This window comes from Nonomuraea sp. NPDC049646, assembly GCF_044465525.1.
GTDB lineage: Bacteria > Actinomycetota > Actinomycetes > Streptosporangiales > Streptosporangiaceae > Nonomuraea.
Window position 1 is genome coordinate 430,883 of sequence record NZ_JBITLU010000005.1, and the last position, 12,650, is coordinate 443,532.

Here is a 12,650-nt window from a genome sequence, read left to right on the forward strand (position 1 = left end):
AAGAGCCTGTCTACCCCTAGGGATACCGAGGGATAGCGATAGATCCCTATAGGCGAGTGACGACCCTTGAAGTCCCCTTTCTACGCTTGGGCCTCGTGATCGAATTCGAGCCGGATCGCCCCCGCTGGCAGCAGGTCGCCGACGTCCTCCGCGGACGCATCAGCAGCGGCGAATACCCGCCAAAGTACCTCGTCTCGGAAGTCCGCCTCGTCCAGGAGTTCGGCGTAGCCCGCGACACCATCCGCAAGGCGATCCGCCAACTCCGCGACGAAGGGCTGATCTACACCGTGCCGAACCTCGGCAGCTTCGTAAGCCCACCCGGCGAAGCCGAATCCACGAAGAGCTGAGCCCCGGCACATTGGCGGAGTACTCTCCCCGAGCATGAACCGCCGGATCGACTACTACGACGACCCAGACGCGCCTCTGCCGAACAGCCTCGTGCCCTCGGTCAATGTGGCCGTCACCAACGAGGCCGGCGCCCTGCTCCTCATCCGCCGTAGCGACAACGACAACTGGCCCTCCCCGGCGGCGCCATCGACCTCGGCGAGTCCATCCCCGCCGCAGCCATCCGCGAGACCCTGGAAGAGACGGGAATCACCTGCGAGATCACCGGGATCGTCGGCACGTACAGCGACCCCAGGCACGTCATCCTCTACACCAGCAATGGGGAGGCGCGACAAGAGCTCTCCATCGTGCTCACGGCACGCCCTACCGGGGGCGAGCCAACTCCGAGCTCAGAGTCCCGCGAGGTCCGATGGTAGCGCGACAGGACATCGAGAGCCACCCGATGGATCGGTCAATGCGCATGCGCATGCGCATGCGCATCAACCACTACCTCGAAGCAGCAGACCCGTGCATCGGCTGAGACCTGAGACAACCGGCATGGAGCCATAGCTAAGCACTATGGAACTCCGACAGAGTCGCAGGTCAGAAGCGTGATCGACAAGTGGATGAGGACTTTCTCCACGGTTTTAAAGGCGAGCCGCCTGCGGCGTCTCGCCGCGCGTCGGGCGGTCGCTGGCCGCGCTGCGGCTCTTCGGCCGGTCGCGGCCAGCACCACCCACGCGCTGCAAGCAACACGGCGGACAGCAAGAACGTCGAGAGGCGCATCATGGCATAGGCATCGACCGTATGGATCTGGTGCCTCAGCACTACACCGCGTGAGGCTCCGCATCCTCAAGCTTGCCGGGTTGTACCGATAGGAGATCAAGCGGCGGCGCGGCGCGCCGCCGTACCCCCGGCCCTCCGCCCACACGCCGTTTGGGCGTGGGGCCTGGGGGCCGGTCCCGGACGGCGTGCGGGACACCGGGTCGGCCACCGCACGCCCGCCCCGCCGTACCAACTGAACGCGTCGACCGGGGTTGCCACGCCGCCGCACAGATGCAGCCCTACGATCGCCACAGCATGGCCGGGCATCGTGCATGGTCGGGGGCGATCGAAGGGCCAAGGCTTCGTTCCTCAGCCCTGGCCCGCCGGACTACGTGTGTCTCTCTGCGTGGCCCGAACCTCAGCGAATCTCAGGTAGACGATCAGGCGTGCACGGGCGCACAGCCCGGCCTCATTCCAGATTGGAGCCCAGCAGAAGACCGTGGAGATCCCAGCCTGTCGGAATAGGCATGTTGGCCGGATAATCGACCACTTGGAGCGAAGCCTCGTCGTAGAGCCGTACGTCGTGAGGTCGTCGCCTTGGGCCACGATGAGAAGATGCGAGCCCAGCCGCCAGACCGCATGTTGAACCGCCCCGGCTTTGATGGAGACCTTGGCCTGGACGTTGCTCATCGTCAGCAGCATGGCAAGCCTGGCAGCGAATGTCGCGGTTGCCGACCCGAACCTTGTGGCACAGATCGTCGCCGCCTGGCCCTCGTTCGCGCTGATCGGTGCCTACAAGATGCTGATGTGGCAGGAGCGCAGGTGCAGGGACATCAGAGTGTCCACCATCGCGCGGAAGAGCGCCTCGGACCTCCGCCAGGTGGCATGGTAATGGGCACAGTCCAACAGGCGCTCAGACGGCTCCCTTCCGTCGGGCGCCATGATCACGGAGCACTTCGAGGGAAGTCCTCGATGGGTGCGGTGGATCAAGAGTGCTGGCCTGACTGGGGATTTGAGCTGAAGCGCTGGACATCAACCGTCGCGTCATCGTTGCTCTCGGAGGAGCTTAATGCGCGGTTGTCGTCTGGCCAGCGAGTTGACCGGGCAGCAATGCAATCTCCTCAAGGGCGTCGCGAAGAGGGTAGTTCTGAATGACATCGGCTGATGGCCGAGGCACGTACCATCAGAACCGGCGGACGTACCTGATTGAAAGGAGTTCTACGTGGCTGCCGACCGATCGTGGGAGGCGACAGAGAAGGGAGCACACCTCCGCGGACGTCGTACGAGGAACACTAAGCCGGAAGTAGCGCTACGCAGTGCTGTTCACGCGCTGGGTTTCCGATTCCGACTCCACCAGCAACTCGTCGCTAGATGCACTCCGGATTTCGTTCTTCCCCGGTGGAGACTGGCGGTTTTTGTGGACGGTTGCTTCTGGCACGGCTGCCCTGATCACGCGCCAGCTTTCAGGGGGCCGAATGCGGAGCGGTGGCGCATAAAGATCGATACAAACCGCGCCAGGGACCGTCGGAACGACGCATCCCTTGAGGAGGCTGGTTGGCGCGTGCACCGTGTATGGGAGTGTGAAATTAGGAGAGACGTGCGTCTCGCAGCCGAGGAAGTTGGGCGTAAGGCTAGAGAAGGAAGCGTTCCCCGAGATCCGTCTGGTCGTTGACCTACCAGAGTGTAGAGGCGCGTGGACGTTCCTCGATGGAGTAACTGCACCAAGTCGTCAGCGGACAGGTGCTGCACAACGGCTCGTTCGGAGTGCAGGTCGTCATACCGAGTACTCGTAGAGCCGCCATGCGAAGGGGGGCCGGCTTACCGCCTCCGATGAGCCGCGCCAAATCAACTCTGCCGTCCGTAAGGCGATTGGTCTGGTCGGAGTTCGTGCCAGATACCCGAGCCGCAACCCGCAGGGACACCTGCGAGGTGAGCATGACGTCGTGCCCGCTAAGCAACGTAAGGAGGGATTCCTCTGCCGGCTTCAGGCGTAGCGCCTCGGCCAGGTCGGCGGGGTTCTTCCATACGTTGTGCTTGGCCGTGAGTTCCTGTAGGGGGGCAAGCCGGCTTTCCGCACGTGGGCCGAGACGGTCCATCAGGGAGCGGAGTTCTCTAGCCGTCACCTTGGCCACGCCGCGCAGCGGCTCCAAGGCTTGAGCAAGCCCGCGGGTCTCGGCCCTCCCGTTGGCGCTGAGCATTGCAACGACAAGGGCAACGGCCGGAGTAACGTCATCGCTAGGAATGTTGAACCAGTCCGAGCCCTTCCGCTGTTCTTCGGCCCAGGATGTAAGGGCCTTATGGATCAGTGCCCAGCGGGCGGGCGTCGAGAACAGCGTTTCCTGAATGGTGTTCTCGGGATTGATCGCCTGGGCGGCGACTCTGCCAAGTTCTGGAGGTACGGCATTTCCAATCTGCCGGAAGGCATCGCTTCGCGTACCGGAAAAGCGAAAATCGTCCGGAAAAGTTTGAATTCGAGCCGCTTCTCGCACGGTAAGTGTTCGATGCTGCTCGGGATGTATATACCAGTAGCCGTCCTTGGCGATATGGGCTGTAATGGATCTACTGAGTTCGTCCCAGCCCAAGCGGTTGTACTTGTCATCGAAGGTCTCGGCGGTATACCGACGAAGGTCGGGTCGGATGTCGCGGTACAGAGTTTTGTGGTCCATGAGCTTGAACGTCTCGAGGTCGTCACGCCGGACCGGGCGGGTCATGTGGTCCCAGACGAAACCGGAGTGCTCATTTTCTCGCATTCGCCTTGCGAACGCAGAGGCCAATGACTCCCCCTGGTATGGAAGGCGGCGATCGCCGACAGGGTCGTCTTCGGGCAGCACGGGAAGATCGCCGATCGCATCCCGCACTGTGACTTTGGGGAGAGCCTCGGGCCAAGGGAACTCATGGTGATCAGTTCGGGCGAGGACGATCAAGCGCTTCCTGTGCTGAGGAACTCCGTACTTCCACGCGTCAACCAGGCGAACGTCGGTGTGATAGCCGTCGCCCTCAAGGTGCTCGACGATTTCTCGAACGACACGGAAGTCATCGCCCAGCGCCATGTCGGGAACGTTCTCCATGAGAACGGCGCGGGGTTGGATGGCCAGCGCGACCTCGAGGAAGGCCTTCCATAGCTCCTTGCGCGCATCGTGGGGGTCGCGTCCCGCATAGTCGACGAGGCTGCGTATCTTGCTTCGACCGGCTCTACTGAAAGGCTGACATGGTGGGCCGCCGGCAACAAGATCGATCTTGGTTTGCTTCAGAAGAGCTATGAGGTCTGCTCTGGCGCGGACGTCGGACATGTCCACGTCCAGCGACAGTCCTGGGAAGTTGGCCCTGTGGGTCTCCAATGCGCGCCGATCATGATCCACTGCGGCGACAACGGTCCAACCAGCCCGTTCGAGGCCAAGACTTAGTCCACCAGCACCGGAAAAAAGATCAACCGCAAGTCGTTCACCCGCAGCCAGGCGCTTGTCGCACCACTCAACGAAGATGTCCTCGGTGCAACGATCGTCAGGATCGGGGAGCTGTAGGACGTCGCTGCGATGCAGCTTCACCCCGTAAAATGCCACGCGACCCTCCATCCCGTTGTACTCCCCAATGACCACCAGGAGAACACAGAGGCCCCGGTCGTGCAAGGCATTCTGCCTCAACAGGCGTCACTTTTGCCTCCCGAAGCGGCGCCAATCTCAGAAGGTACTCCTTTCCCCTCGACCTACCAAACTGGTCCTGCAGGCCCATGCGCCCTTCCTGGGGTTGCACTGTACGAGTCTCGAGGAGGCATCCCATGAGGTCTCGGACCGGCTGTGGACAACGAGGTGTCAGACGCCTACCCAGTGGATATCCATGACCCGCTTCGTGCACGCTTCCTTCTTGGCCCACTCGGTCACATTGCCGCCTGAGGGCGTGTCCAGCAACACCTCGCGGACGAGGGTGCTCAGGGGGCCGACGGCCTGCGTCACTTCCGAGGGGAGAGCCTGGTTGCGCCAGATCGCGCCGAGTATCGCCTCCAGAGCGACTTCTGGAACCAGTCGCGCGAGAGTGTGGGCGGTGACCTGGGCGGGATAGCCCGCACCTGGGTTGAGCCGCATGATCTCCCTTCGTGCCTGGGTGAAGAAGATGGCCTTCGCGATCAGGTTCCGAAAGTACTGTTCGTCCGGGAGCTCGGTCCGGTGCGAGAGGACGTCGAGGGTCCATTGCCGGAAGCATTTCTGCGCCCCCCAACTGGCAATATGAGGCAGCTGAAGGAAGACCATCTCGAACTTCGCCACATCCGTCTTGGTGAACCGCTGCAGGGAGGGGTTCTCCTTGACGAACTTCTTCTGTGGTGCGCCTTTCGGCTGGCGGCCTCGGTCGACATCGTACTGTCCACGTACACGCTCGTAGTACCAGTGGGTTTCCTGCTTTGACCCTGGGGGAGCAGGAGCCCAGAGCCGCCGTGACAGTCGCTCTAGTTCCACATGGAACGGGCTGTTGGACTGGAAGTCCGCCTCGTTGATGGCGTTCTGAGAGTTCGCGTAGAGGGATATTCGCGGGATGAGCTGGTCGAGCAACTCGGGTTCGACAACGGTGATCTTCGCCGGGACCTGAATCCGGCTCAGATCCGCCTTGTCGCGCTTCAAGGCATGGTGAAGGGAGGCGGTGGTCTGCCCGCCGTTCACAATCTGGAGGTCGCTCAGGCTTGCTAGGAGCGGTCCCGTTGGGCCCTCCGTGAGTTGGACGCCAGTGGCTGTCACCGAGATGCCGTTGTTGTAGGCCAGGAACCGGCCAGGATCGTTGCGGATGGTCTCGTTGAGCCCCTTGTTGACCTTGCCCCGAGCCTGCAGAAAGGCCCGCACATTCCGCTGGAGCAGCTTCGTGCCGTGCTTCTCGTACATGTCCGCGAGGACCTGGCCAGGGAGGATGGCCATAAAGCACTGGTGGTCGCCGTCGGTGCCGGATGCGGGGAGGCAGGCGACGGGGCTGCCAAGCTCCTTGAAGTCGATGTTGATCGGCTCCTCATGCCGACCTGATGCTACGAGTCGGTGCAGACGTTCGATGTCCCAGACGTGCTGGATCACCGGAAGGCTTCCTACGGAATCCTCCTCCAAGGAGTCGATGGTGGTCCGACCATCGGTTATAAGAAATATCCGGATCTTGTCGAGCTCGGACCAGTGCGCGTTGATATCCTGCACCATGTCGTAAGCTGCGCTGGCTTCTTCCATCTTGAGGTGGTGACCTGCGTGGCATTGGATGGCGAAGTTCTTCGCCCAGCGAAGCTGTCGGATCGCCTGGTCCTTCGCCAGTGTCTGGCCGAGATGTCCATAGTTGGCCACGACTAGGTCGAGGACGTGCCCGTCGTCACTGAGGTGGTACCCAGCGACCTCCATGTAGCTCTGCGCGAGGGGGGCCTTGAAGTAGCAGACGGTCAGGTCCTCCAATGCCCCGTCTTCGACAAGGTACTCGGCGGCGATCTGCACGAAGACGTCTCGCTTGAGGCGGCCTGAGTCCAGTCCCAGCCGCTCTTCAACGTCCCTTTCGAGACTGAGCGCGAACTCTTCAGTGCTCTCGTCACCCATGTGCTACCTCTCCGCCGCGCCTGCCCCTATGAGGGACTCGCGGACCTTGCCCTCGTCCACTCGGTGGCTTTCGCAGGTGGATAGATCAATAAAATATGATACTCCAGACACTCCTACAGGGAGGTCCACAGGTGTCATTCGTGGAAATCCTGTCTCTATAGTGAAGCATTGCCGGCGGACCAACGCATAGCGATCACTGAGGTAATTGTCGCGGTGGGAGTCCAGCCACCCCGCCTCCATGAGGGAGTTCTCGAACCAGGAGAGCTCTGGGCCGATGAGGGGATCCTCGCGCAGGTCGTCCACAAGTTCGGGGAGCGAGATACCCTCCGGAGATTGGTCCACCACCTGGTGGACGAGGAACAGGCTATTCAGACCATCGGAGTCGAGTTGGTTCTCGTTACTGATGCGACAGCTATGCATCTCCTTGCGTGCCACGCTCTTGACCTCGACGGCTGTGGACCCGAGGACGAAGTCTTGGGGTGACTGACGTGGGCCGACCCAAGAGCGCACGGCCGCGGTTCCGAGAGCGGAGAGCATCAGGTCCTGGAGCACAAGCAGCTCCCCGAAGAGCCCCAGGCGTGCTTCTGGGGTGAGACCTGTGGGCAGCCCCCGGGTGAGCATCCGGCGCCAGGCATTGAGCCTGCGAACCAGTGTCCTCGTCGGCATCTTGCTGGGTAGCTGTAGGTGGCCGACCAGGTCGGCCAGGAGCGAGCAAAACAGGAGCCGATCCGTCTGCTGGTCCGCCAGGATCTCGACGGAGCCTTCTCGTATACGGCAGGTCAGTCCGTTGGTAAGCATGAGATCTCGGTCCTCAAGCTTCTCCCTGCTCCTCACCACCAGTGCCCATTCAAGGCCAGGGAACCGGACTTCGACGAAAATATCGACCTTCGACGAAGGCAGAATCCTCCGGCGTACGGATCCTTCTGGGGGCCCGCCCTTTTCCTCTGCCGCGAGGAAGGAATGTTCGAGTTCCTCCGGTGTGGGCGTGGTCACTGGTCCTCGTTTTCCTCTTCATCATCACCCATGGCGGTGGCGAGATTGTTCAGGAATATCTCATTTACGCGATATTTGACCTTCTGGGCTCGATCGGAGACAGGGAACACGACGGCATATCCCAGAGCGGGAAGACCGTGGACCTCGGCGGGGACGGCAACCTTGGATGTCGCGGGGTCGATCGGATAAATCAGCAGGAGGCCCTCCTCCGGGTCCCGGAGCCCCCTCAGGGACTCGCCGCTGGCTCTCGCAGGTTTCTTCTCTCTGCCGCTCTTCCTAAATTCCTCCACCGTGCGCTCGTACGCTCGCCGGTATCTTTCGCGCGACAGTCCCAGAGACTCATGGATCGGGCTGACCAAGACGCCGACCTCGAACTCTCCGTCCTGCACACGGGCGTGGCCAGTGATGGTCTTTCGTTTGACCATGGCGATGTCAGCGCCAGGCAGGGAGAGCATGTTGGAGGCATTTCCGGCGGTTACCGCGACTGTCCAGCGGGTGAGTTCACCGATGTCGTTCTGTGCGCGGATGTAGTCGGTCAGGTTTTCGGGATTAGCGGCGAGAACTCTGGGCGAGACCGCGAACCCAGTGAAGAAGTCCAAAACTGTGCTCGAGGGCACACCTTCCCGGAAGAATCCGTCTCCGATCCCCTCCCGCCGGTCCGGTGGAACCTCCCCGTACGGAAGTATTTCTGCAACAAGTTTCTCCAGCTTGGCATGGTTGTGTCGAAGAGCCTTGGCGCTGGTGAGCATCACCAGGGTCTCGACGCGGGTTCCGGAGAAGCTGACCGTCATGATCTTTGTTGAGCGCATCTTCGCGGAGGCGGTCACCTGGAGGTTGCCGACGCCGTCCATGACCCGCAGGCCGACACGCTTCGGGGTGCCACCGGCCCGCGCCACGGCGCTGGTGAGGTCCATAAGTTCGCGGTTCGCCCGGGTAATGTGCACGTAGTACCCGACGAGCTCCGGTGTGGTGTAGAGCCGGGTGGCATCGAGGTAGCCAGGACGATACCCAAACCATCTGCCCATCTGTAGCAGGGTGTCGTAGGTCTGGGAAGTGCGCAGGTAGTAGGAGACCGAGAGTCCTTCGAGGGTCAACCCTCGTGAGAGTTTGTCACCTCCCACAGCTACCACGGTGACGGGGGTGGTGGACTGGTAGTCGAGTACGTCGGCGGCAGTCCCGTTGATCCGCCTAACGCCATGGGCGGCGTTCTCCAACACTTCCGGGACGAGTCTCCGAACCTGGTCCCAAGTGACCTGTGGTCCGATCGAAGAGCTTACGTCGGTGTATTCCGCGAGCGTGTCATATGTGGGGGCGAAGTCCTTCTCCCACAGAGCAGCGAGACGCCTCTGGACGGATCGCCCGGCCTCGCCGTAGTCGCCCCAAGCGTCGGCTGTGGCACGCAGATGGTCTTGGACCTGTCTGGCCACCTGCCCCTGCACGTCAGTGAAGCGGGTGACGTGAATGAGCATGGTGTTGTGGCCGCCGCCCACGCTGTACTGGTCCCGACGGACCCCGCGCACGGCGGTGGACAGGACGAAGGCGTCCAATGCTTCTACCAGAGATGCCGGAAGTGGAAGCTCAGGCATGTGGCCCTTGCGGTGACCGTCGGGCATCCAGTCCTCGTGGTCGCCGATTTCCCGGATGATCGGGAGCGGCTCACGGATTTCTGCCGCGGAGGGGTCTTCAAGACCAAACACGACCTCGGGGCCACAGTAGTTCGAGGGAGGTTCCAGGGCCACCATAAAACTGCGGGGGAACAGGTCCGCACCGTACTTTTCATGGGAGGTCGACTCCGAGATGAAGATGTTGGCAAACGGTGTAGCCGTATAGGCGAGGTACACCCGCTTCTCGAAGAGCTCCAGGAGTTCGCGGATGGCTTTGTTGATCGCGGTCGGATCGTGGTCGGGGTCGCTCTGGGTGCGGCCCTTCGCGGCCTTCTTCGTGTCGACAGATGCGTAGTCGGCCTCGTCGTCGATCAGAAGCAGGGGAGCGTTGCGGATCAGCCGGGAGCTGTCAGGACCCGTTGTGGCGGCATTGGCAAGCCAGTCCCGGAGGTTCTCCAGGATCCTCTTGTTCTTCTTGGAGACGACCAGGACCCGGAAGGAGTGAATGTCGATCGCGCTGCCCTGAAATTTGGCCGCAGTGAAGTCGCTGTCGCGGGTGGTCAGGGTAAGGCAGGCAACCTCTGGCTTCTGGAGGCCCAGGGTACCGACCCCGATGTTCATCGAGTCCCCGGAGGTGGAATCCCTGGTGAACTTGCTGTTGAACCCGAGAAACTCCAGATCGAGGCGCGCCTGGGTCTGGTGGCGAAGACTCTCGTGCTGGCTAGTGAGAACGATCACGACCTGGTAGCCGGCGTCGACAGCTTTGGAGATCACCCCTGTGTAACTCGCGGTCTTGCCCGACTGAACCTGCCCGTAAACCATCCCATAGGTCTTCCAACTGCCGGGCCGTTTCGGATCCTCCATCAGACCGAGAATCTGGTCGGTGCTCCCGTCCAACGCCTCGATTGCTCCAGGTTTCCACCTCTTGGAGAGCAGGGTGCGGTATCGCTTCCAGTAGGAGAATTTGATGCCCGCTCGCCGTTGCTCCAGCCAGGGCTCGTGTCCGTCAGGGTCGCTGACCACCACCGGTGGAGTGATCCAGACATCGAACTCGGATTCAAGGACCTTAACCAGGTCGTCGACAGAGATCTCACCCTGGGTTGGCCTCAGTACAACAGCGACCTGCGACGCAATCTCCCGGAGACGTTCGGGGGTCCGCTGATGCCGCTCCAGGCTCAGAACCGCGTTCTTGGCCATTTCGATAGGGTCAAACACGTTCAATCCTCCTCGGTCGTCTCGGACTTGACGATCTCCTGGATGAGACCGGGGTACCGGCTGAAGGGCTCAGATTCCATGAGGGCGGAGGTGAGGGCGGCTCTGACCACCGGATCCTGTGGAAGTCCAGTCAGCATCGAACGGAACTCGGAGAGGATCTCCTCAACGTCAGGAGCTTCTACCTGCTCCTGCGCAGTTGACGTCGCCACCTCTTGGACGACCAGGTCGATCGGGAATGTCGTTTCGATAAGCCGCAGGAGGCCTTCGAGGGACTCTCCTCCGGGGCCGGTCAGCGCTGCGCTGACGAGCGGGTGGGAGCGGTTCACGAGGTACTCCGACATGCCAAGCCGCCGAACCTGTTGCCATACGAGTTGAACCTCGCCCCGAGCGCGATGGCCAGGGACCGGGGTGCCACGATGGGTGAAGACTCGTTCTGAGCCCGCTCGCAGGTCCTTCGCGATCTCGACCAGACGTTTCTCGATCGGAGATGGTGGTCGAACGGTGGATTTCCGGACGTCGACCTCCCAGTCGAGGTCCGCGCCGGGGGGGATCTCGACGGAGAGCCGGGCCAGTCGGGTGGGCTGGGAGTTGTAGAGGCCAGAGATCCCAAGCCAGCCGCCTGCTACCACGAGCCGGTCGCCCCGATAGACGTAGAACCCCTGTCGGGCAAGCATCCCACCCGACCCAGTGGACTTGGTGGTATCTCCCTTGGAGAGTCGTGAAGGATGGGGAAGGATCACCGGGTTAACCCGGATCCGGTGGTGGCCGTGCTTGAGGTCCTCGTAGCCGCGGTCCTGGGTCGCTGGGTGCGTGCGCAGGAAGGGATCCATCGCCTCCAGACGATTCCCACCGACCAGGATGGCGAGACGCTTGTTAGCAATGAAGCGGTGGAACAACAGAGAGAGCTCCCGGCCTGCTTCCTTGATCCGGCGAGAAAGATCGGGGCCGTCCCCCAGCCTGTCGGGGTTCCGCCAAAGGACGAGGGTGCCCTGGCCGGTGAATCCCAGTAGGTCGACGATTGCTCGAGCCCCATCGTCCAGTTCGGTGAGCACCATCCACTGGCGCTGGTGTGTGACGTGGTCGATATCCCACGTCCGGCTGGATAGCTCCCCGTTGGAGTCCCGCGACAGCACGGTGAGATTCCTGACCTGGGACAGGGACGCCGTCTTCAAACCGAGCCCAAACCGACCGAGGTCGCTGGCGGTGCGGTGTGCGTTGGGATTGCGAGCGAACCGCATGGCGGACCTCAGCTCGTTCTCGTTCATCCCGCGCCCGTCGTCCAAGACGGCAACCCATGCTGACCCCGGATCGGAGGAGTACTCCACCCGGACATTCTGGGCTCCGGCAGCAATACTGTTGTCGATCAAGTCGGCAAGGGCCGTTGGCAGGTCATATCCAAAGGCGCGCAGCGACTCGATCAGGTCCTCGGCACATGGGTCGAGGAGCTCGTCTGCTGGACCAGATGCCGTCATATTCAGCTCGGATCTCTCTCGTTCTCCGCTTTACCGAGAGGCTAGAGGAGGGGGCTGACAAAAGTGATGGACGTAACGAACCGAGATTGGTGTCATGCGGGCGCAAAAGGATTCTATGTAGCGGACTCAGTGTCGGGGAACGGGCAACCGGGCTGATTCGGGCCGGATGGGCGGGAATAGACCTCGAAGCTCGGGTATCTCGCCATGGCACGCGTCGGGGGGCCGAAGGCCGCGGTTCTGGATGAGGACCTGGTGTAAGTCGGCGGTTGTGGACACCACCAGCGAGCACCGCACTAGATTCGAAGAGCCGTGATCTAGCGCGCCGCAAAGGTCTGTTCAGGGAGGGTCGGCTTTCCGAGATCGAACATCAGGACGCCGTGATCGGTTCCGATGGCAAGGCGACTGCTGGCATGGGCGAGTGCTCTTACGGAAGCCGAGAGGGGCAGGCCGTCGGTGGCGGTTGCGGTGGCGGGGTTCCAGAGCCGCACCGTCTGGTCGTGGCTGCCGGTGGCCAGTAGTGGGGTGCCGTCGGGGAGTGTCGCGAAGGCGACTGCCGACACCGCGCTTGCGTGCCCGACCAATGTGGTGCGTTGGCTGCCGGTGGCGGGGTTCCAGAGCCGCACCGTCTGGTCGTGGCTGCCGGTGGCTAGTAGTGGGGTGCCGTCGGGGAGTGTCGCAAAGGCAATCGCGGACACCGCGCTTGTGTGGCCGGTCAGGCTACCTACGGCGGA

At 62.2% G+C, this 12,650-nt stretch carries 9 protein-coding genes and 1 pseudogene; 4 read left to right on the top strand and 6 right to left on the bottom strand.

Translation table 11 applies throughout. From position 1 onward, the window contains the following. Nucleotides 1-95: 95 nt before the first annotated feature. From ACIBQ8_RS17645 to ACIBQ8_RS17660, 4 genes and pseudogenes are all read left to right on the top strand, one after another. Complete coding sequence (locus tag ACIBQ8_RS17645; RefSeq protein ID WP_357696295.1) at nucleotides 96-347, top strand: winged helix-turn-helix domain-containing protein; 252 nt, start codon at nucleotides 96-98, stop codon at nucleotides 345-347. A 34-nt stretch (nucleotides 348-381) separates the two neighbouring features. Continuing rightward, a pseudogene (locus ACIBQ8_RS17650) lies at nucleotides 382-865 on the top strand (NUDIX hydrolase). An 894-nt stretch (nucleotides 866-1,759) separates the two neighbouring features. Further along, a complete protein-coding gene (locus ACIBQ8_RS17655; RefSeq protein ID WP_397192431.1) occupies nucleotides 1,760-1,981 on the top strand; it encodes a hypothetical protein in 222 nt (73 codons plus the stop codon). A gap of 330 nt (nucleotides 1,982-2,311) precedes the next feature. Continuing rightward, the gene (locus tag ACIBQ8_RS17660; protein ID WP_397192432.1) at nucleotides 2,312-2,761 is read left to right on the top strand and encodes a very short patch repair endonuclease; all 450 of its coding nucleotides are present in this window, start codon (nucleotides 2,312-2,314) and stop codon (nucleotides 2,759-2,761) included. A 1-nt stretch (nucleotide 2,762) separates the two neighbouring features. Here ACIBQ8_RS17660 and dcm read toward each other — a convergent pair whose 3' ends face one another. From dcm to ACIBQ8_RS17690, 6 genes are all read right to left on the bottom strand, one after another. Then, nucleotides 2,763-4,649 (bottom strand): DNA (cytosine-5-)-methyltransferase, encoded by a 1,887-nt coding sequence (gene dcm / locus ACIBQ8_RS17665; RefSeq protein ID WP_397192433.1) that lies wholly within the window; start codon nucleotides 4,647-4,649, stop codon nucleotides 2,763-2,765. 249 nt (nucleotides 4,650-4,898) lie between these two features. Continuing rightward, complete coding sequence (locus ACIBQ8_RS17670; protein WP_397192434.1) at nucleotides 4,899-6,635, bottom strand: AIPR family protein; 1,737 nt, start codon at nucleotides 6,633-6,635, stop codon at nucleotides 4,899-4,901. Nucleotides 6,636-6,638: 3 nt separating this feature from the next. Then, nucleotides 6,639-7,628 (bottom strand): PD-(D/E)XK motif protein, encoded by a 990-nt coding sequence (locus tag ACIBQ8_RS17675; protein ID WP_397192435.1) that lies wholly within the window; start codon nucleotides 7,626-7,628, stop codon nucleotides 6,639-6,641. Continuing rightward, nucleotides 7,625-10,447: a Z1 domain-containing protein gene (locus ACIBQ8_RS17680; RefSeq protein ID WP_397192436.1), complete on the bottom strand. Its 2,823-nt coding sequence runs from the start codon at nucleotides 10,445-10,447 to the stop codon at nucleotides 7,625-7,627. Before ACIBQ8_RS17680 ends, ACIBQ8_RS17675 begins: the two co-directional genes overlap by 4 nt. 2 nt (nucleotides 10,448-10,449) lie before the next feature. Beyond that, complete coding sequence (locus tag ACIBQ8_RS17685) at nucleotides 10,450-11,919, bottom strand: ATP-binding protein (RefSeq protein WP_397192437.1); 1,470 nt, start codon at nucleotides 11,917-11,919, stop codon at nucleotides 10,450-10,452. A gap of 314 nt (nucleotides 11,920-12,233) precedes the next feature. Continuing rightward, the coding region (locus ACIBQ8_RS17690; protein ID WP_397192438.1) for a WD40 repeat domain-containing protein at nucleotides 12,234-12,650 on the bottom strand (417 nt) is incomplete at its 5' end.